General features: G+C 66.9%; 17 protein-coding genes. 15 read left to right on the top strand and 2 right to left on the bottom strand.

The window, feature by feature from the left end; genetic code table 11:
* Positions 1-38 precede the first annotated feature (38 nt).
* Genes ABDC78_RS08840 through ABDC78_RS08780 form a run of 13 tightly spaced genes read left to right on the top strand, consistent with a single transcriptional unit; the run spans position 39 to position 15,221 of the window.
* The gene (locus ABDC78_RS08840) at positions 39-665 is read left to right on the top strand and encodes an NADH-quinone oxidoreductase subunit C (protein ID WP_347133486.1); all 627 of its coding nucleotides are present in this window, start codon (positions 39-41) and stop codon (positions 663-665) included.
* Positions 665-1,993 (top strand): NADH-quinone oxidoreductase subunit D, encoded by a 1,329-nt coding sequence (locus ABDC78_RS08835; RefSeq protein WP_178360727.1) that lies wholly within the window; start codon positions 665-667, stop codon positions 1,991-1,993. Before ABDC78_RS08840 ends, ABDC78_RS08835 begins: the two co-directional genes overlap by 1 nt.
* Entirely contained in the window at positions 1,990-2,877 is an 888-nt protein-coding gene (gene nuoE / locus ABDC78_RS08830) for an NADH-quinone oxidoreductase subunit NuoE (protein ID WP_178360728.1), read from the top strand. Before ABDC78_RS08835 ends, nuoE begins: the two co-directional genes overlap by 4 nt.
* Positions 2,874-4,190, top strand: coding sequence for an NADH-quinone oxidoreductase subunit NuoF (nuoF, locus tag ABDC78_RS08825; protein WP_178360729.1), 1,317 nt, complete (start codon positions 2,874-2,876; stop codon positions 4,188-4,190). Before nuoE ends, nuoF begins: the two co-directional genes overlap by 4 nt.
* Positions 4,187-6,574 (top strand): NADH-quinone oxidoreductase subunit G, encoded by a 2,388-nt coding sequence (locus ABDC78_RS08820; protein ID WP_178360730.1) that lies wholly within the window; start codon positions 4,187-4,189, stop codon positions 6,572-6,574. The genes nuoF and ABDC78_RS08820 overlap by 4 nt, the downstream gene beginning before the upstream one ends.
* Positions 6,571-7,803 carry an NADH-quinone oxidoreductase subunit NuoH gene (gene nuoH / locus ABDC78_RS08815; RefSeq protein WP_178360731.1) on the top strand — a complete coding sequence of 411 codons (1,233 nt, stop codon included), beginning with the start codon at positions 6,571-6,573 and terminating at the stop codon, positions 7,801-7,803. Before ABDC78_RS08820 ends, nuoH begins: the two co-directional genes overlap by 4 nt.
* A complete protein-coding gene (nuoI, locus tag ABDC78_RS08810) occupies positions 7,796-8,317 on the top strand; it encodes an NADH-quinone oxidoreductase subunit NuoI (RefSeq protein ID WP_178360732.1) in 522 nt (173 codons plus the stop codon). The genes nuoH and nuoI overlap by 8 nt, the downstream gene beginning before the upstream one ends.
* Positions 8,314-9,102, top strand: coding sequence for an NADH-quinone oxidoreductase subunit J (locus ABDC78_RS08805; RefSeq protein WP_178360733.1), 789 nt, complete (start codon positions 8,314-8,316; stop codon positions 9,100-9,102). The genes nuoI and ABDC78_RS08805 overlap by 4 nt, the downstream gene beginning before the upstream one ends.
* Entirely contained in the window at positions 9,099-9,398 is a 300-nt protein-coding gene (gene nuoK, locus ABDC78_RS08800) for an NADH-quinone oxidoreductase subunit NuoK (protein ID WP_178360734.1), read from the top strand. The genes ABDC78_RS08805 and nuoK overlap by 4 nt, the downstream gene beginning before the upstream one ends.
* 7 nt (positions 9,399-9,405) lie before the next feature.
* Complete coding sequence (nuoL, locus tag ABDC78_RS08795) at positions 9,406-11,286, top strand: NADH-quinone oxidoreductase subunit L (RefSeq protein ID WP_178360735.1); 1,881 nt, start codon at positions 9,406-9,408, stop codon at positions 11,284-11,286.
* A complete protein-coding gene (locus ABDC78_RS08790; RefSeq protein ID WP_178360736.1) occupies positions 11,283-12,857 on the top strand; it encodes an NADH-quinone oxidoreductase subunit M in 1,575 nt (524 codons plus the stop codon). The genes nuoL and ABDC78_RS08790 overlap by 4 nt, the downstream gene beginning before the upstream one ends.
* Positions 12,854-14,428: an NADH-quinone oxidoreductase subunit NuoN gene (nuoN, locus tag ABDC78_RS08785; RefSeq protein ID WP_178360737.1), complete on the top strand. Its 1,575-nt coding sequence runs from the start codon at positions 12,854-12,856 to the stop codon at positions 14,426-14,428. Before ABDC78_RS08790 ends, nuoN begins: the two co-directional genes overlap by 4 nt.
* Positions 14,429-14,444: 16 nt before the next feature.
* Positions 14,445-15,221 (top strand): enoyl-CoA hydratase, encoded by a 777-nt coding sequence (locus ABDC78_RS08780; RefSeq protein WP_178360738.1) that lies wholly within the window; start codon positions 14,445-14,447, stop codon positions 15,219-15,221.
* Positions 15,222-15,239: 18 nt separating this feature from the next.
* Here the strand turns inward: ABDC78_RS08780 and ABDC78_RS08775 are convergent, their stop codons facing one another.
* Positions 15,240-15,842 (bottom strand): TetR/AcrR family transcriptional regulator, encoded by a 603-nt coding sequence (locus ABDC78_RS08775; RefSeq protein ID WP_178360739.1) that lies wholly within the window; start codon positions 15,840-15,842, stop codon positions 15,240-15,242.
* A gap of 45 nt (positions 15,843-15,887) precedes the next feature.
* Between ABDC78_RS08775 and ABDC78_RS08770 the strand changes: the two genes are divergently transcribed.
* Positions 15,888-17,024, top strand: a complete 1,137-nt coding sequence (locus tag ABDC78_RS08770) for a phosphotransferase family protein (protein WP_178360740.1) — start codon at positions 15,888-15,890, stop codon at positions 17,022-17,024.
* Positions 17,024-18,139, top strand: a complete 1,116-nt coding sequence (locus ABDC78_RS08765) for a hypothetical protein (protein ID WP_178360741.1) — start codon at positions 17,024-17,026, stop codon at positions 18,137-18,139. Before ABDC78_RS08770 ends, ABDC78_RS08765 begins: the two co-directional genes overlap by 1 nt.
* Positions 18,140-18,210: 71 nt before the next feature.
* Here ABDC78_RS08765 and ABDC78_RS08760 read toward each other — a convergent pair whose 3' ends face one another.
* Positions 18,211-19,707 (bottom strand): NAD(P)/FAD-dependent oxidoreductase, encoded by a 1,497-nt coding sequence (locus ABDC78_RS08760; RefSeq protein ID WP_178360742.1) that lies wholly within the window; start codon positions 19,705-19,707, stop codon positions 18,211-18,213.
* Positions 19,708-19,732: the final 25 nt, after the last annotated feature.

The raw sequence follows: 19,732 nt of genomic DNA, 5'->3' as shown, positions 1-19,732 counted from the left end.
ACGACGAGTCACCTGAGGTGATCGGTGTCCGCCGAGGCATGTTCGGCGCGAAGGGCAGCGGTGACACCTCGGGCTACGGCCGCCTCGTGCGCACGGTGGCGCTGCCGGGCGGATCGCCGCGGCCCTACGGCGGGTTCTTCGACGAGATCGTCGACACCCTGTCTGCCGTGATCGGCGAGGACGGGTTCGCGGCAGCGATCGAACGTGTGGTGGTGCACCGCGACGAGCTGACCCTGGAGGTCACCCGCGAAGCGCTTCCCGCGGTGGCCCAGGCGCTGCGCGACGACCCGGGACTGCGTTTCGAACTGTGCCTCGGCGTCAGCGGCGTGCACTACCCCGACGAGATCGGCCGGGAACTGCACGCGGTGTATCCACTGATGTCGATCACCCACAACCGTCGTATCCGCGTCGAGGTGGCGGCGCCGGATGCCGACCCCCACATCCCGTCGCTGTTCCGGGTGTATCCGACCACCGACTGGCACGAGCGCGAGACCTACGACTTCTTCGGAATCATCTTCGACGGCCATCCGTCGTTGACCCGGATCGAGATGCCCGACGACTGGGTCGGTCACCCGCAACGCAAGGACTATCCCCTCGGCGGGATTCCGGTGGAGTACCACGGCGCCGAGATACCCCCACCCGACGAGCGGAGGGCCTACAACTGATGGCCACTTCACAGCGTCCACCCGACCGGGTGGTGGTCGTCGGTGGCCAGGACTGGGACGAAGTCGTCACCGCGGCAAGGCAGAACGCCAGGGAGCACGCCGGCGAACGGATCGTCGTCAACATGGGCCCGCAGCACCCGTCGACACACGGGGTGTTACGCCTCATCCTCGAGATCGAGGGCGAGACCATCGTCGAAGCACGGTGCGGAATCGGCTATCTGCACACCGGCATCGAGAAGAACCTGGAGTTCCGCAACTGGACACAGGGCGTGACCTTCGTGACCCGGATGGATTATCTCTCACCGTTTTTCAACGAGACGGCGTACTGCCTCGGGGTGGAGAAGTTGCTGGACGTCACCGATGCGATCCCCGAACGGGCCTCGGTGATCCGGGTGATGCTGATGGAGCTCAACCGGATCTCGAGTCACCTGGTCGCACTGGCCACCGGCGGTATGGAACTCGGTGCGATGACGGCGATGTTCCTCGGCTTCCGCGAGCGCGAACTCATCCTCTCGGTGTTCGAGTCCATCACCGGGCTGCGGATGAACCACGCCTACATCCGACCCGGCGGCGTCGCCGTCGACCTTCCCGACGACGGGATCAGTCAGGTCAGAGACCTGCTGGAACTGCTACCCACGCGGTTCTGTGATCTGGAGGATCTGCTCAACGAGAACTACATCTGGAAGGCCCGCACCCAGGGCATCGGGTACCTGGATCTGACGGGGTGCATGGCACTGGGCATCACCGGCCCGGTGCTGCGCTCGACGGGCCTGCCGCACGACCTGCGCAAGGCCCAACCGTATTGCGGCTACGAGACATACGACTTCGACGTCATCACCGATGACGGCTGCGACGCCTACGGCCGGTATCTGATCCGGGTGAAGGAGATGCGTGAATCGCTCAAGATCGTCGAGCAATGTGTCGAGCGGCTGGAGCGACTCGAGGGTCAACCGGTGATGGTCCAGGACAAGAAGATCGCGTGGCCCGCCGATCTGAAGCTCGGACCCGACGGTCTGGGCAACTCCCCCGAGCACATCGCCAAGATCATGGGGCACTCGATGGAGGGCCTGATCCATCACTTCAAGTTGGTGACCGAGGGCATCCGGGTGCCCGCCGGCCAGGTCTACGTCGCCGTCGAATCACCCCGCGGCGAGTTGGGCGTGCACATGGTCTCTGACGGCGGCACCCGTCCCTACCGCGTGCACTACCGGGACCCGTCGTTCACCAATCTGCAGGCGGTGGCGGCGATGTGCGAAGGCGGCATGGTCGCCGACGCGATCTCTGCGGTGGCGTCGATCGACCCGGTGATGGGCGGGGTCGACAGGTGAGCGTGTTCCTCGAGCTCGGGCAGCGCCCCGACGAGCCCGGTCCCCCGATCCACGGGCCCGCCGCCTACCCCGCCGACGTCGAGTCCCGGCTGGCCGCCGACGCGGCGGTGATCATCGCGCGCTACCCGCAGTCGCGCTCGGCGCTGCTGCCGCTTCTGCACCTCACGCAGTCCGAAGACGGATACCTGACCCCTGCCGGAATCGCCTTCTGCGCAGCGCAGTTGGACCTGACCCCGGCAGAAGTCACCGCGGTCGCCACGTTCTACTCGATGTACCGTCGCTCCCCCACGGGTGAGTATCTCGTCGGCGTGTGCACCAACACCCTGTGCGCCATCATGGGGGGTGACGCCATTCTCGACTCCCTGCAGGAGCACCTCGGCGTCGACGCCGGGCACACCACTGCCGACGGCCGTATCACCCTCGATCATGTCGAATGCAACGCGGCCTGTGACTACGCGCCGGTGGTGATGGTCAACTGGGAGTTCTTCGACAACCAGACGCCGTCGTCGGCCCGCGACCTCGTCGACGCGTTGCGCTCCGGCCGGCCGCCGACACCCTCACGCAGTGCATCGCTGTGCACGTTCCGGGAGACCGCGAGAACACTTGCCGGGCTGCAGAACGCCGATGGTCCCGTTGCCGACGCCCCCACCGGTGCAGCGACCCTGGCCGGCCTTCGGATCGCCCACGAGCGCGATATGTCTGCACCGCAACCCGATTCGGCGGCATCGACCAGCACTGCTTCGCACAACGGCCGCCCCTCCGACGGAGAGAAGGCCCAAGCCGCCGAATCCGTGAAGGACGAACCAGCGCCGGGGCCGTCGGCGACCATCCCGGCCGAGTCCTCGACACCCGAGACCGACCCGAAGGCGACGGATCCCGAATGACGCCACTGACTCCCGTGCTCAGCCGGTTCTGGGACGACCCCGAACCGTGGTCGCTGGACACCTACCGCCGCCACGGCGGTTACCAGGCGCTGGAGCGGGCCCTGGCGATGAGTCCCGACGACGTGATCGCCACCGTCAAGGATTCGGGTCTGCGCGGGCGCGGCGGCGCGGGTTTCCCGACGGGGACCAAATGGTCGTTCATCCCGCAGGGTGATGAGGGCGCGGCAGCCAAGCCGCACTATCTGGTGATCAACGCCGACGAGTCGGAACCCGGTACGTGCAAAGACATTCCGTTGATGCTGACGACGCCGCACTTCCTGGTCGAGGGTGCCATCATCGCCGCCTACGCGATCCGGGCTCACCACGCGTTCATCTATCTGCGCGGCGAGGTCGTCCCGGTGTTGCGGCGCCTGCAGGCCACGGTCGCGGAGGCGTACGCTGCGGGCCACCTGGGCACCGACATCCACGGCTCGGGGTTCGATCTGGAACTGATCGTGCACGCCGGTGCGGGCGCCTACATCTGCGGGGAGGAGACGGCGCTGCTCGATTCACTGGAGGGCAGGCGGGGTCAACCGCGGCTACGACCGCCGTTCCCGGCGGTGGCGGGGCTGTATGCGTGTCCGACGGTGGTCAACAATGTGGAGTCGATCGCCAGCGTGCCGCCCATTCTGCTCAACGGCATCGACTGGTTCCGCTCGATGGGCTCGGAGAAGTCACCGGGCTTCACGCTGTACTCACTATCCGGGCATGTCACCACACCCGGGCAGTACGAGGCGCCGCTGGGCATCACGCTGCGCGAACTGCTCGACTACGCAGGCGGTGTCCGCGCCGGCCACACGCTGAAGTTCTGGACACCGGGCGGATCATCGACACCGCTGCTGACCGCCGAGGACCTCGACGTGCCACTGGATTACGAAGGTGTCGCCGGTGTCGGGTCGATGCTCGGCACCAAGGCGTTGCAGATCTTCGACGAGACCACCTGTGTGGTGCGGGCGGTGCGGCGCTGGACGCAGTTCTACGCCCACGAGTCGTGCGGCAAGTGCACCCCGTGCCGTGAGGGGACCTACTGGCTGGCGCAGATCTACCAGCGTCTGGAGACCGGTGCGGGCACGGCGGCAGATATCGACAAGCTGCTCGACATCTCGGACTCGATCTTCGGAAAGTCGTTCTGCGCCTTGGGCGATGGAGCGGCGAGCCCGATCATCTCGTCCATCAAATTCTTTCGCGACGAGTACGAGGCGCACCTGGACGGGGGATGCCCGTTCGATCCGCACGCGTCCATGCTCGCGGCACCGGAAAGGGTGGGCGCATGACACTCGCGGAGCACAGCCACGACGCCCCGCCCGTCGAGATGGTGTCGCTGACGATCGACGGGACGCAGATCAGCGTGCCGAAGGGCACCCTGGTGATCCGGGCCGCCGAGTTGATGGGCGTGCAGATCCCGCGCTTCTGCGATCACCCGCTGTTGGACCCGGTAGGGGCGTGCCGGCAGTGCCTGGTCGAGGTCGAGGGACAGCGCAAGCCGATGGCGTCCTGCACGATCACCTGCACCCCGGACATGGTGGTGCGGACCCAGCACACCTCGGAGTCCGCCGACAAGGCGCAGCACGGGGTGATGGAACTACTGCTCATCAACCATCCGCTGGATTGCCCGGTCTGCGACAAGGGCGGTGAATGCCCGCTGCAGAACCAGGCGATGTCCAACGGCCGCCCGGAGACCCGCTTCGAGGACGTGAAGCGAACCTTCCCGAAGCCGATCAACGTGTCGTCGCAGGTTCTGCTGGACCGGGAACGCTGCGTGCTGTGTGCCCGCTGCACCCGGTTCTCCGATCAGATCGCCGGAGACCCGTTCATCGAACTGCTGGAACGTGGTGCGCAACAACAGGTCGGGATCGCCCCGGGGGAACCGTTCCAGTCGTACTTCTCGGGCAACACCGTGCAGATCTGCCCGGTGGGAGCATTGACCGGCGCGGCCTACCGGTTCCGGGCGCGGCCGTTCGATCTGGTGTCGAGCCCGAGTGTCTGCGAGCACTGCGCCTCGGGCTGCGCCCAACGCACCGACCATCGGCGAGGAAAAGTGTTGCGCCGCCTGGCCGGTGACGACCCCGAGGTCAACGAGGAATGGAACTGCGACAAGGGGCGGTGGGCCTTCACCTACGCGACCGTCGGGGATCGGATCACCACCCCGCTGGTGCGTGACCCCGACGGCTCGATGCGTCCGGCCTCCTGGTCGGAGGCCCTCGGCGTGGCCGGGGCCGGGCTTGCCGCCGCAACCGGCAACGCCGGCGTGCTCGTCGGCGGCCGGGTCACCGCCGAAGATGCCTACGCCTACTCCAAGTTCGCACGAATCGTGTTGAACACCAACGACGTCGACTTCCGCGCGCGGCAGCACAGCGCCGAGGAGGCCGATTTCCTCGCCGCCCGGATCGCCGGCCGGCCGATGACCGTCACCTACTCGGACCTGGAGAACGCGTCGGTGGTGCTGCTCGCCGGCCTGGAACCCGAGGAAGAGGCACCGATCGTCTTCCTGCGACTGCGCAAAGCGGTACGGAAGCACGCCCTGCAGGTGATGTCGATCGCGCCGTTCACGACCCGCGGTCTGACCAAGCTGTCGGGTGCGTTGATCAGGTCGGGACCCGGGAGCGAGGCAGCCGCACTGGACGACCTGGCCGGCAACGACCTACTGAACCTGCCGGGGTCGGTGATCCTGGTGGGCGAACGACTGGCCACCTCACCCGGGGCGCTTTCGGCCGCAACACGATTGGCAGTTGCGACCGGCGCCCGACTGGCGTGGGTTCCGCGGCGTGCCGGAGAGCGCGGCGCGCTGGAGGCCGGTGCGTTGCCGAACCTGTTGCCCGGCGGGCGGCCGGTGACGGATGCGACGGCGCGTCGGCAGATGGCCGCCGCCTGGAACGTCGACGAACTGCCCGCCGCCCCCGGCCGCGACACGACCGAGATCCTGCGCGCGGCACGCGACGGTGCATTGGGCGCCCTGCTGATCGGCGGTGTCGAACTCGATGACCTACCGGACCCCGAGGCCGCCATCGCCGCGGTGGACGCCGCACCGTTCGTCGTGAGCCTGGAACTGCGCGAGAGCGCGGTCACCGAGCGGGCAGACGTGGTGTTCCCGGTCGCGCCGGTGGTGGAGAAGGCGGGCTCGTTCGTCAACTGGGAGGGACGAATCCGGCCCTTCGAACCGTCCCTGCACACCAACGCCGTCCCCGATCTGCGGGTGTTGAACTTCCTGGCCGACGAGATAGGCGTCGACCTCGGCCTGCGGACCGCTGCGGCGGCCGCCGAGGAGCAGGCCCGGATCGGCCTGGGCGGCGGAGACCGTCCCGAATCGCCGCGGGTCGAACCCTCACCGCCGCGACCGGCGAGTGGCCAGGCCGTCCTCGCGGGTTGGCGCATGCTGCTCGACGCCGGACGGCTACAGGACGGCGAACCGCACCTCGCCGGGACCGCCCATCGGCCGGTCGCGCGAGTGTTGCCCGCCACGGCCGCCGAGATCGGCGTCGCACCCGGCGAACTGATCACCGTCAGGACCGAGCGCGGCACCATCACCCTTCCGGTGGAGATGACCGATATGGACGAGCGCGTGGTGTGGCTGCCGATGAACTCGCCCGGCAGCGCGGTGCACCGGGCACTGGGTGTGACCGCGGGCGCCGTGGTGACGATCGAACGGGGTGACGCGTGATCCATCCCGATCCGACACAGTTCGGTCACGACCCGTGGTGGCTGATGCTGGCCAAGGCTCTCGGCATCTTCGTGTTCCTGCTGTTGACGGTGCTGACGGCGATCCTTCTCGAGCGGAAGATCCTGGGCCGCATGCAGTTACGGCTCGGCCCCAACCGGGTGGGTCCGCGCGGGCTGCTGCAGTCGCTGGCCGACGGTGTCAAGCTCGCCCTCAAGGAGGGGCTGATCCCCGCCGGGGTGGACAAGTGGATCTACCTCGCCGCACCGATCATCGCGGTGATACCGGCCTTCATGGCGTTCGCCGTCATCCCGATGGGCGGCGAGGTCTCGGTGTTCGGCCACCGCACCGCGCTGCAACTGACCGACCTACCCGTGGCGGTGCTCTACATCCTCGCGGTCACCTCGATCGGGGTGTACGGAATCGTGCTGGCCGGTTGGGCGTCCGGGTCGGTCTACCCGCTACTGGGCGGTCTGCGGTCGTCGGCGCAGGTGGTCTCCTACGAGATCGCGATGGCGCTGTCGTTCGTCGCGGTGTTCATCTATGCCGGGACGATGTCGACCTCGGGGATCGTCGCCGCGCAGAACGACACCTGGTTCGTGTTCCTGCTACTCCCGTCGTTCCTGGTGTACGTCACCTCCATGGTCGGTGAAACCAACCGTGCGCCTTTTGATCTGCCCGAGGCCGAGGGCGAACTGGTCGGCGGTTTCCACACCGAGTACTCGTCGTTGAAGTTCGCGATGTTCATGCTCGCCGAGTACGTCAACATGACCACGGTGTCGGCGTTGGCCGCGACGTTGTTCCTGGGCGGTTGGCACGCTCCGTGGCCGATCAGCATCTGGGAAGGAGCCAACACCGGGTGGTGGCCGCTGCTGTGGTTCACCGCGAAGGTCTGGGTCTTCCTGTTCCTGTTCATGTGGCTGCGGGCCACACTGCCCCGAATGCGCTACGACCAGTTCATGCGGCTGGGCTGGAAGATCCTGATCCCGGTGTCGCTGGGCTGGATCATGATCGTCGCCGCCACCCGCGTGCTGCGCGACTACGGCTACCAGGGCTGGGCCACCGGCCTGATCGCCGCCGGGATCGTCGCGGTGCTCGCGGTGCTCTTGGTCGGGTGGCGGACGCTGCACGCCCGAAAAGTACGCAGGACCCCAGAACCACCCGTTCAAGCAGCAGAACCGGGCGCGTTCCCGGTGCCGCCCATGCCCGTCAAGGAGCCAGCCGATGCCTAAATTCCTCGATGCCATCGCCGGTTTCGGCGTCACGTTCGGGTCCATGTTCAAGAAGCCGGTCACCGAGGAGTACCCGGAGAAGCCCGGCCCGGTGGCACCGCGCTACCACGGCCGCCACCAACTCAATCGGTATCCGGACGGGTTGGAGAAGTGCATCGGCTGCGAGTTGTGCGCGTGGGCCTGCCCCGCCGACGCGATCTTCGTCGAAGGCGCCGACAACACCGAGGAAGAACGGTATGCGCCCGGCGAACGCTATGGCCGCGTGTACCAGATCAACTACTTGCGGTGCATCGGATGCGGGCTGTGCATCGAGGCATGCCCGACGCGCGCGCTGACGATGACCACCGACTACGAGATGGCCGACGACAACCGTGCCGACCTGATCCTGGGTAAGGACAAACTGCTGGCTCCGCTGCAACCGGGAATGGAGCAACCGCCACACCCGATGGCCCCGGGAAGCACCGACGACGACTACTACCTCGGCAACATCACCCCCATCAAGGAGGTGCAGTGAGCGTCGAGTTCGTCACCGCAGTATCCAACACCGCGCTGTCCGACACCGGGCTCACCAGCACCAACGAGGCCGTCCTGTTCTGGATTCTGGCGGTGGTGTCGGTCGTCGGCGCCATCGGTGTGGTCGCCGCGCCGAAGGCGGTCTACTCGGCGATCTCGCTCGCGCTGACCATGATCGCGCTGGCGGTCCTCTACATCGCCCAGGACGCTCCGTTTCTCGGGGTGGCGCAGGTGGTGGTCTACACCGGCGCGGTCATGATGCTGTTCCTGTTCGTCCTGATGCTGATCGGTGTCGACTCCTCGGAGTCGCTGGGAGAAACCCTTCGCGGACAACGACTTGCGGCGATCAGCGCCGGCGTCGGGTTCGGCATCCTGTTGATCGCCGGAATCGGCAACGTCTCGGTGACCGGTTTTGTCGGCTTGACCGAGGCGAACGCTGGCGGCAACGTCGAAGGCCTGGCCGCGCTGATTTTCACGCAGTACCTGTGGGCCTTCGAGCTGACCGGGGCGCTGTTGATCACGGCCACCCTGGGAGCGATGCTGCTGGCGCACCGGGAGCGCCTCGAGCGCCGCAAGAGCCAGCGCGAACTCGCCGCTGAGCGGTTCGCCCCGGGCGGGCATCCGACCACTCTGCCGAACCCCGGTGTGTACGCCCGGCACAATGCAGTCGACGTACCCGCCCGACTCCCCGACGGCTCGGCGTCGGAACTGTCGGTCAGCGCGATTCTGCAGTTGCGTGATCTGCCTGCCGACGATGACCGGGAAGCCGACGGGGAGCGCCGATGAATCCCGACAACTACCTGTACCTGTCCGCTCTGCTGTTCACCATCGGCGCGTCCGGGGTGCTGCTGCGCCGCAACGCCCTTGTCATGTTCATGTGTGTCGAGCTGATGCTGAACGCCACGAACCTGGCATTCGTCACGTTCTCCCGCATGCACGGGCACCTCGACGGGCAGGTGGTGGCCTTCTTCACCATGGTGGTCGCCGCGTGCGAGGTGGTGATCGGTCTGGCCATCATCATGACCATCTTCCGAAGTCGACGTTCGGCGAGCGTCGACGACGCCAGTCTGCTGAAGAACTGATGGGCCGATGACACTCCCCGTGTGGTTGGTGATCGCGCTCCCGTTGGCGGGCGCGGTGATCCTGCTGTTGGCCGGCCGGCGCTCCGACCGGTGGGGGCACCTGCTGGGCACGGTGGCCGCGGTCGCGTCCTTCGTCTGTGCCGCAGTGCTGTTCGTGGACATGCTCGGCCGTGAAGCAGACAGCAGGACGACCCACGAATCGCTGTTCTCCTGGGTTCCGGCCGGCGAACTGCGCGTCGACTTCGGTCTGCAACTCGACCAGCTGTCGATGTGCTTCGTCCTGCTCATCACCGGTGTCGGATCGCTGATCCACATCTACTCGATCGGCTACATGGCCGAAGATCCGGAAAGGCGAAGGTTTTTCGCCTACCTGAACCTGTTCCTCGCCGCGATGCTGCTGCTCGTGCTCGCCGACAACTATCTCGGCCTGTACATGGGCTGGGAGGGCGTCGGACTGGCGTCGTACCTGCTGATCGGCTTCTGGTCGCACAAACCGTCGGCTGCGACGGCGGCCAAGAAGGCCTTCGTCGTGAACCGGGTTGGCGACATCGGTCTGGCGGTGGCGCTGATGGTGATGTTCGCCGCCGTCGGATCCGTCTCGTTCGCCGCGGTTTTCGACGCCGCCCCGGTGCTCACCGAAGGCACTCTGACCGCCATCGGGTTGATGCTACTGCTGGCTGCGTGCGGCAAGTCGGCCCAGGTCCCGTTGCAGTCCTGGCTCGGAGACGCGATGGAGGGCCCGACGCCGGTGTCGGCACTGATCCACGCTGCCACCATGGTCACCGCCGGGGTGTATCTGATCGTGCGCTCCGGACCCGTGTTCGACCTCGCCCCGCACGCACAGACCGCCGTGGTGGTCGTCGGCGCGGTGACCCTGCTGTTCGGCGCCGTCATCGGCTGCGCGAAGGACGACATCAAGAAGGCGCTCGCCGCATCCACGATGAGCCAGATCGGCTACATGGTGCTGGCGGCCGGCCTGGGGCCCGCCGGGTACGCCTTCGCGATCATGCACCTGATCACCCACGGGTTCTTCAAGGCCGGACTCTTCCTGGGCGCGGGTTCGGTCATGCACGCGATGGACGACGAGGTCAACATGCGCCGCTACGGCGGACTGCGCAAAGCACTTCCGATCACCTTCGTGACGTTCGGGCTCGGCTACCTCGCGATCATCGGTATCCCACCGCTGGCGGGGTTCTTCTCCAAGGACGGGATCATCGAAGCCGCGCTGGGTGCAGGCGGCGTCAAGGGCATCATTCTCGGTGGCGCAACGATTCTGGGCGCCGGGATCACCGCGTTCTACATGACCCGCGTGATGCTGATGACGTTCTTCGGCGAGAAGCGCTGGGCTGAACACGCGCATCCCCATGAGTCACCCGCGGTGATGACCTGGCCGATGATCCTGCTGGCAATCGGCTCGGTCACCGCGGGCGGGGCGCTGGCGATCGGGGGCACGCTCGAGCACTGGCTGGCACCGGTCGTCGGCGCCGAGGAGATCCACCACGTGCTGCCGGTGTGGGTGGTGACGGTGATCGTGCTGTCCGTCGTGGCCATCGGTATCGGCATCGCGTACCGCATGTACGGATCGCGCCCGGTTTCCGAGGAGGTGCCGGCCGGGTCGGCGCTGACCGTCGCGGCACGCCGAGACCTGTACGGCGACATGTTCAACGAGAGGGTGCTGATGCGTCCCGGCGGGGCTGTCACGGTGGGCTTGGTGGAGATCGACGACGAGGCGGTGGACGGTGCGGGCAGCGGACTCGCCGCCGGAGTCGGGCGGATCTCCGACGGCCTGCGGCAGCTGCAGACCGGGTTCGCGCGCTCCTACGCACTCTCGATGCTCGCCGGCACAGTGCTCGTCGTCGCGGCGATCCTGGCGGTGAACCTGTGGTGACCTCGATCCCGTGGCTGACGGTTCTGTGGGCGGTGCCCATGGTCGGCGCTGCGCTGGTGTTGCTGTTGCCCGCCGCGCAGCGCGCACTGGCGAAGTGGGTGGCGCTGGCGGTATCGCTGGTGGTGCTGGCCGTCACGGCGGTGGTGACCGTCGGGTTCGACCCCGCCGGCGAGCAGTTCCAGTTCGTCGAGTCCCACACGTGGATACCGTCTTTCGGGACCGGCTACATCCTCGGCATCGATGGCATCGCACTGGCCCTGGTGGTCCTCACTGCCGTTTTGGTGCCCTTGCTGATCATCGCCGGCTGGAACGACGCCCGCGATCGGCTCAGCTGGGGTGGACGCTCGGTCAACATCTACTTCGCGCTGACCCTGGCCGTCGAGGGCATGGTGCTGATCTCGCTGGTGTCGCTGGACATCCTGCTGTTCTACGTGTTCTTCGAGGCGATGCTGATCCCGATGTATTTCCTCATCGGCGGGTTCGGCGGGCAGAACCGCAGCGCCGCGGCCGTGAAGTTCCTGCTGTACAACCTCTTCGGCGGCCTGATCATGCTCGCCGCGGTGGTCGGCCTGTACGTGGTGACCGCCCAGAGCGACGCCTTCGCGGCCGGAACGTTCGACTTCCGCGCCATCGTCGCCGCGGTCGCCGGCGGCGAGTTCGTGCTGAACCCGATGGTGATGCATCTGCTCTTCGGCGGCTTCATGTTCGCGTTCGCCGTCAAGGCGCCGCTGTGGCCGCTGCACCGGTGGCTGCCCGACTCGGCGGTCGAGGCCACCCCGGCCAGCGCCGTGCTGATGATGGCGATCATGGACAAGGTCGGCACCTTCGGCATGATCAGGTACTGCCTGCAGCTCTTCCCCGACTCCGCCAAGTACTTCAGCCCGCTGATCATCACGCTCGCCGTGATCGGGATCGTCTACGGCGCCATCGTCGCCATCGGCCAGACCGACGTCATGCGCCTGATCGCCTACACCTCGATCTCCCACTTCGGCTTCATCATCCTCGGCATCTTCGTGATGACCAGCCAGGGGCAATCCGGGTCGACGCTGTACATGGTCAACCACGGCATCTCGACGGCCGCACTGTTCCTGATCGCCGGGTTCCTGGTGTCCCGTCGGGGATCTCGCCTGATCAGCGACTACGGCGGAGTGCAGAAGGTGGCGCCGGTGCTCGCCGGAACCTTCCTGGTATCCGGCCTGGCGACGTTGTCGCTACCCGGTTTGGCACCGTTCATCAGCGAGTTCCTGGTCCTGATAGGCACTTTCACCCGGTACCCGGTCTTCGCGGTGATCGCGGCCAGCGCGCTGGTGCTCTCCGCGATCTACATCCTGTGGATGTATCAGCGGATGATGACCGGGCCCCTGCACGCCGACCTGGACGGCAAGGGTGTGCTGTCCGACCTGGTTCCGCGCGAGCTCGTCGTGGTGGCTCCGCTGATCGCACTTCTGCTGGTGCTCGGGGTCTATCCCAAGCCCGCATTCGATGTCATCAATCCCGCGGTGACCTACACGTTGACGACGATCGATCAGCCTGACCCGGCACCCCGGATGGCGGAAGGCCCGACACGATGACTGTTCCCACGCCGAGCATCGAGTACGTCCTGCTGTCCCCCATGCTCATCGTGCTCGGTGCGGCCGTCCTCGGCGTCCTCGTCGAGGCGTTCGCACCTCGCCGGCAGCGCTACGTCGCCCAGGTGGCACTGAGCCTCGTAGCGCTGATCGCGGCCTTCGTCGCCGTCGTCGTGCTCGCGCGAGACCTGGACGGCGGCAACGGCTTCACCGCCGTGATGGGCGCCGTGGCCGTCGACATGCCCGCGCTCTTCCTGCAGGGCACCATCCTCCTTGTCGGGGTGCTGGGTGTCCTGCTCATCGGCGAGCGCCGGATCGGCCTGCCCGGGCAGGACCCGGAGGACTCCGCCGGCCTGGACGCCTTCACCCCGCAGGCCTCCGCGGTCGTGGGAAGTGTCGACGAGCGCCTGGCCACCAAGTCGGGTGTCGTCCAGACCGAGGTGTTTCCGCTGACGTTGTTCGCGGTAGGCGGCATGTTGCTGTTCCCGGCGGCCAACGACCTGCTGACGATGTTCGTCGCACTGGAGGTGCTGTCGCTCCCGCTGTATCTGTTGTGTGGACTCGCACGGCGCCGACGCCTGCTCTCACAGGAATCGGCGCTGAAGTACTTTCTGCTCGGGGCGTTCTCGTCGGCGTTCTTCCTGTACGGGGCCGCGATGTTGTACGGCTACGCGGGCACCCTGAAACTCGACGGCATCGCCGATGCGCTCGCAGCGGGCACCGGCAAGCCCTCGCTGGCCCTGATCGGCACAGGACTGCTGCTGGTCGGCGTGCTGTTCAAAGTCGGCGCCGTGCCGTTCCATTCGTGGATTCCCGACGTCTACCAGGGCGCCCCGACCCCGATCACGGCGTTCATGGCCGCGGCGACCAAGATCGCCGCGTTCGGCGCGATGCTGCGCCTGTTCTACGTGGCGCTGCCCGAGCTGCGCGACGACTGGCGCCCGGTGCTGTGGGCGATCGCGATCCTGACGATGGTGATCGGCACGGTCACCGCGGTCACCCAGACCGACATGAAGCGGATGCTCGGATATTCGGCGGTGGCACACACCGGCTTCATCCTGACCGGTGTCATCGCGGGGAACGAGGCCGGGCTGTCGTCGACCCTGTTCTATCTGTTCGCCTACGGTTTCTCCACGGTCGGTGCGTTCGCCGTGGTGAGCCTGGTCCGCGACGGCGCAGGCGAGGAGGACACCGCGATGGCGCGATGGGCAGGCCTGGGCAGACGTTATCCCGTTGTCGGCATCGTCTTTTCGCTGTTCCTTCTGGCGTTCGCCGGCATCCCGCTCACCAGTGGATTCGTCAGCAAGTTCGCGGTCTTCAAAGCGGCAGGCGAGGGGGGCGCCATCCCGCTCGTCGTGGTCGGCGTGCTCGCCAGCGCGATCGCGGCGTACTTCTACGTCCGGGTGATCGTGCTGATGTTCTTCACCGAACGCCCCGACGACGGCCCTGTGGTGGTCGTGCCCAGCGTGCTGACGACGGCCGTCGTCACCGTCACCGCGGCCGTCACGTTCATGCTCGGCGCGCTCCCGCAGCCGCTGCTCGACCTGGTCAACTCCGCGGACCGGTTCCTCTGATACGAACGGGGACGCAATGACCGAGCAACTGGTGCTGACCGTCGACCTCGGCGCTGTGCGCGTCGTGACGTTGAACCGACCGGCGGCGCGGAACGCGCTCAGCCGGGACCTGATGCGCGCCGCGTACGCCGCGTTGACCGCCGCCGATGCCGACGAGTCGGTGTGTGCGGTCGTGCTGACCGGCAGCGATCCGGCGTTCTGCGCCGGTGTGGACCTCAAGGAGGCGGCCCGCGACGGGCTGTCGTACTTCGAGGAATTCCGAGCGCAGAGCTGCATCGCGGCCGTCGCCAAGATGAGCACACCTGTCATCGGCGCCATCAACGGCGCCACGTTCACCGGTGGCCTGGAGATGGCGCTGGGCTGCGACTTCCTGATCGCCTCGGAGCGCGCGGTTTTCGCCGACACCCACGCTCGGGTGGGAATCCTGCCCGGCGGCGGCATGACGGCTCGACTCCCCCAGCTCGTGGGCGCGGCGATGGCACGGCGGCTGTCGATGACCGGAGAGGTCGTTGATGCCGCACGCGCCGAACGGATCGGGCTGGTCACCGAGGTGGTGGCCCACGAGCGACTGCTCGAGCGGGCCGTCGAACTCGCCGCCCAGATCGCCGACGTGCCGCGACCGACGATGCGCGGACTCAAGGAGATCTACACGACGGGGTCCTCGGCGGTGACCGGTCCGGCGCTGGCAGCAGAGGAGAAGATCGCCTTCGCCCAGCACCGCGACTTCGACACCCTCGACGTCCAGTTCCGCGCCGTGTCCGAGCGGAACAAGGAGCAGATCCGACCGCGGTAGTCGAGGACGCGTGGCGGGTCAGGTCACCACGCCGTGAAGCAGTATCGCCGCGGTGCTGTCCACCCAGGCCGGGCTCGCGAGATTCTCCGGTGCCTGCAGCAGCGCCAGAAGCGTGGCACCGCCGATGAGGTCGACCAGGCGGCCCGGGTCGACGCCGGCGCGCACCTCCCCCCGATCGATCGCATCGTTGAGCCGGGTGTGCACCGCACCGAACACGTCGCTGAAGCGGGCCATCACCCGACCGCTGAGTTCGGTGTCGGCCGACATCTCGGCGAGCAGCCCTGGCAGCGCCGCACGGACCACGGGGCTGATGAAGACGTCACGCGTCGCCTCGACCATGGCGCGCAGATCGGCGGCGATGTCGCCCGGCGCGGCCTGCATCGCCGTGGGCGTCGACGGGAACGCGGCCTCGTGCACAAGCTCGGCTTTGCTCGACCATCGGCGGTACAGCGCGGTCTTGGTGGTCCCGGCACGCTCGGCGACCGCTGCCATCGTGACATTCGAATATCCGATTTCGACAAGCAGATCCGCGGTGGCACGCAATATGGCAGCGTCGATGCGCGGGTCCCGTGGGCGCCCGGCAGCCGGGGTCTTGTCATCCGGCAATGGCTCTGCTTTCATAACGCTACTCACGGTAGCGTAACTGTGAGCGGGAAGGACGTGTTCGTGACGAATGAACCAGCCGTCGAGGAGGTCGGTCGCCTTCAACGGTCCAGCCGCGACATGACCAATGTTCCGGCGGCCCTGTCCCGATGGTTGTCCACGATCCTGGGCGACAGCACACCCGAGATCACCGTGGAGAGCGGCGTCGATTCCAACGGCATGTCCTCGGAGACGATCATGCTCCGCGGCCGGTGGATGCAGGCCGGCCGCCCGATCGAACAGAAGTGGGTGGCTCGGGTTGCGCCCACCGAGGCCGACGTGCCGGTCTTCGAGCACTACCGCCTCGACCACCAGCACGAGGTGATCCGCCTGGTCGGCGAACTGACCGACGTCGCGGTGCCGCGGGTTCGGTGGCTCGAGACCAGCGGTGACGTGCTCGGGCGGCCCTTCTTCCTGATGGATCGTGTCGACGGGTCCGTCCCGCCCGACGTGATGCCCTATACCTTCGGCGACAACTGGCTCTACGACGCACCCGTCGAACACCAGCAGCAACTCCAGAACAGCACCGTCGAGGTGCTGGCCAAGCTGCACTCGATTCCCGACGCACAGAAGACCTTCGGCTTCCTCCAGGACGTCGACCCCCCGGGGGACACGGCGCTGCACCGCCACTTCGGCTGGCTGAAGAGCTGGTATGAGTTCAGCGTCCCCGACATCGGCCGCTCACCGCTGGTCGAGCGGGCGCTGGCCTGGTTGGAGGAGCGCTTCCCCGACGACGTGGCCGCGGCGGAACCTGTTCTGGTGTGGGGTGACGCCCGCATCGGCAATGTGATCTACCGCGATTTCACGCCGGTCGCCGTGCTGGACTGGGAGATGGCCACCGTCGGACCGCGTGAGTTCGACCTTGCGTGGATCGGGTTCGCGCACATGGTCTTCCAGGAACTGACGAAGCTCGCGGGGTTGCCGGGCATGCCCGACTTCCTGCGCGAGGACGATGTGCGGGCCACCTATCAAGAGCTCACGGGTGTCGAGGTCGCCGATCTCGACTGGTTCTATGTGTACTCGGGTGTCATCTGGTGCTGTGTGTTCATGCGCACCGGAGCCCGCCGCGTCCGCTTCGGCGAGATGGAGAGACCCGACGACGTCGAAGCGCTCTTCTACCACGCATCACTGCTGAAAAGACTGATCGGAGAGGCGAACTGATGCTCGGACCGATGGACGAGTTCCCGATTCACCAGGTGCCGCAGCCCATCGCGTGGCCCGGATCCTCGGACCGCAATTTCTACGACCGGTCCTACTACAACGCCCATGACCGCACCGGCGACATCTTCCTCATCACCGGCATCGGCTATTATCCGAACCTCGGCGTCAAGGACGCGTTCCTGCTCGTCCGTCGCGGGGACACCCAGACCGCGGTCCACCTGTCGGGGGCCATCGACCAGGACAGGCTCAACCAGAACGTCGGCGGCTATCGCATCGAGGTGGCCGAACCGCTGCACAAACTACGGATCGTGCTCGACGAAACCGAGGGAATCGCAGCTGATCTCACCTTCGAGGGGCTCTTCGACGTCGTCCAGGAACAGCGGCACGTGCTGCGGGCGGGCAACCGGGTCACCCTCGACGCCCAGCGCTTCGCACAGGTCGGTTCCTGGAGTGGCACGCTGTCCATCGACGGCGAGGACATCGACGTCGACCCGTCCCGGTGGATCGGCACCCGCGACAGATCCTGGGGCATCCGGCCGATCGGTGAAGCCGAACCCGCAGGGCGGCCTGCGGACCCACCGTTCGAGGGCATGTGGTGGCTGTACGTACCGATGGCGTTCGACGACTTCGGCATCGTCATCATCATCCAGGAGGATCCGTCGGGCTTCCGGTCGCTCAACGACTGCACACGGATCTGGAAGGACGGCCGCGTGGAGCAGTTGGGATGGCCGCGGGTCAAGATCCACTACCGGTCCGGCACCCGCATCCCCACCGGTGCGACGATCGACGCCACCGCCTCCGATGGCAGCGCCCTGCGTTTTGACGTCGAGTCCAAGCTGGCGGTGCCGATTCACGTCGGCGGCGGCTACGGCGGGGACTCCGACTGGATCCATGGCGTGTGGAAGGGCGACGGCTTCACCGAACGCCTGACCTACGACATGACCGATCCGGCCATCATCGGGCGGGCCGGTTTCGGCGTGATCGACCATGTCGGCCGCGCAGTGTGCCGCGACGCCGACGGCACCGAACGCGAGGGCTGGGGACTCTTCGAGCACGGTGCGCTGGGCCGACACGACCCGTCGGGCTTCGCCGACTGGCTCACCGTCGCCCCCTGACGCCGTTCGCCGAAACTGTATTCCACGCGCTCAGAGCGCCCGATTGCCCACGTGGAATACAGTTTCGGCGCTCAGACGGGGCGGGGTTCGCGCACCGCGGCGCGGCCGAACACCATCGACTCCTCGATCCGGTCGAACCGGTGATCGATGACGTCGAGCACGTAGTTGTGCCGCACGTTCCACGGCCGGTGGGTACCTGACTTCGGCAGCGCATGCGGCGAGCGCTTGATGTAGCCCGCCTGCAGATCGAAGGCCGGCTTCTCGGTGATGGGACCCTCGCCGCGATGCGGATAGGCGTGGGTGTAGCCGCGAGAATCCATGTAGGCCACCAGCTTCGCGAACGCCTTGGCCGTCATGTCCGCACGCAACGTCCACGACGCGTTCGTGTACCCGATGCACCACGCCAGGTTGGGCACGTCTTCGAGTAGGTACTCCTTGTAGACGAAACGATCGGTGGGTTCGATCTCGGTCCCGTCGATCACGATGCGGATGCCGCCGAGCGCCTGCAGTTGCAGACCGGTGGCGGTGACGATCACGTCGGCATCGACGCGTCCGCCCGACGTCAGCACGATGCCCGTCTCGTCGACGTGATCGATGGTGTCGGTGACCACCTCGGCCCGCCCGTGTTTGATCTGCTCGAACAGGTCGTCGTCGAGGATCAGGCACATCCGCTGGTCCCACGGGTTGTACCTCGGTTTGAAGTGCACGTCGACGTCGTAGCCCGCCGGCAGCGCGGCTTTGGCCCGGCTGCGGATGAGCTTGCGCCCGAAGTTGGGTGCTTTGCGGAACATGAAGTAGGTCAGGATGTGGAAGGCCGCGTTGCGCACTCGCACCACGGAGTGAGACAGCTTGCGCGGCAGGATCTTCCGGATGAAGTCCACCATCGGGTCGATACGTGCCATCGACATCATGTACGTCGGCGACCGCTGCAGCATCGTGACGTGGGCGGCCTTCTGCGCGAGGGCGGGGATCAGGCTGATCGCGGTGGCCCCGCTGCCGATCACCACCACCCGCTTGCCGGAGTAGTCGAGGTCCTCGGGCCAGAACTGGGGATGGACCACGTCGCCGCCGAAGCGTTCGATGCCCGGGAACTTCGGCTGGTAGGGGTCGTCGTAGCTGTAGTAGCCGGTGCCGAAGAACAAGAAGCGTGCCCGGTAGAGACGTTGCGCACCGCCGTGCTCGGCATGCACCGTCCAGGTGTCGGTCGCGGAGTCCCATTCCGCGGACTTCACCTCGGTGTCGAAGCGGATGTGTTCGTCGATGTGGTGCTTGTGCGCCGTCGTGGTCAGGTATTCGCGGATGTACTCACCGTCGGCGACGTTCTCCGGACGGGTCCACGGCTCCCACGGGAAGGACAGCGTGAAGATGTCGCTGTCCGATCGGATGCCCGGGTACCGGAACAGGTCCCAGGTGCCGCCGATGCGGGACCGCCGCTCGAGGATCCGGTAGTTGAGCTGGGGATTGCGCTCTTCGATGCGGTAGGCGGCGCCGATCCCCGAAATCCCTGCGCCGATGATCAGGACGTCGGAGTACTCCGCTTCCGAATGGTCTGTGTCTACCTCGTGCATCCGCAACCTCCTTTGGTCCGTCCAC

Origin of the sequence: Mycobacterium sp. DL, from assembly GCF_039729195.1 — a bacterium.
GTDB classification, from domain to species: domain Bacteria; phylum Actinomycetota; class Actinomycetes; order Mycobacteriales; family Mycobacteriaceae; genus Mycobacterium; species Mycobacterium hippocampi_A.
Note: the sequence above shows the minus strand (reverse complement) of the source record. Positions and strands in the feature narration are given on the sequence as shown.

Coding starts and splice junctions, on each gene's coding strand:
- ABDC78_RS08840 (WP_347133486.1), top strand. CDS start 39: ATGTTCGGCGCGAAGGGCAGCGGTGACACCTCGGGCTACGGCCGCCTC.
- ABDC78_RS08835 (WP_178360727.1), top strand. CDS start 665: ATGGCCACTTCACAGCGTCCACCCGACCGGGTGGTGGTCGTCGGTGGC.
- nuoF (WP_178360729.1), top strand. CDS start 2,874: ATGACGCCACTGACTCCCGTGCTCAGCCGGTTCTGGGACGACCCCGAA.
- ABDC78_RS08820 (WP_178360730.1), top strand. CDS start 4,187: ATGACACTCGCGGAGCACAGCCACGACGCCCCGCCCGTCGAGATGGTG.
- nuoI (WP_178360732.1), top strand. CDS start 7,796: ATGCCTAAATTCCTCGATGCCATCGCCGGTTTCGGCGTCACGTTCGGG.
- nuoK (WP_178360734.1), top strand. CDS start 9,099: ATGAATCCCGACAACTACCTGTACCTGTCCGCTCTGCTGTTCACCATC.
- nuoL (WP_178360735.1), top strand. CDS start 9,406: ATGACACTCCCCGTGTGGTTGGTGATCGCGCTCCCGTTGGCGGGCGCG.
- nuoN (WP_178360737.1), top strand. CDS start 12,854: ATGACTGTTCCCACGCCGAGCATCGAGTACGTCCTGCTGTCCCCCATG.
- ABDC78_RS08780 (WP_178360738.1), top strand. CDS start 14,445: ATGACCGAGCAACTGGTGCTGACCGTCGACCTCGGCGCTGTGCGCGTC.
- ABDC78_RS08775 (WP_178360739.1), bottom strand. CDS start 15,842: ATGAAAGCAGAGCCATTGCCGGATGACAAGACCCCGGCTGCCGGGCGC.
- ABDC78_RS08765 (WP_178360741.1), top strand. CDS start 17,024: ATGCTCGGACCGATGGACGAGTTCCCGATTCACCAGGTGCCGCAGCCC.
- ABDC78_RS08760 (WP_178360742.1), bottom strand. CDS start 19,707: ATGCACGAGGTAGACACAGACCATTCGGAAGCGGAGTACTCCGACGTC.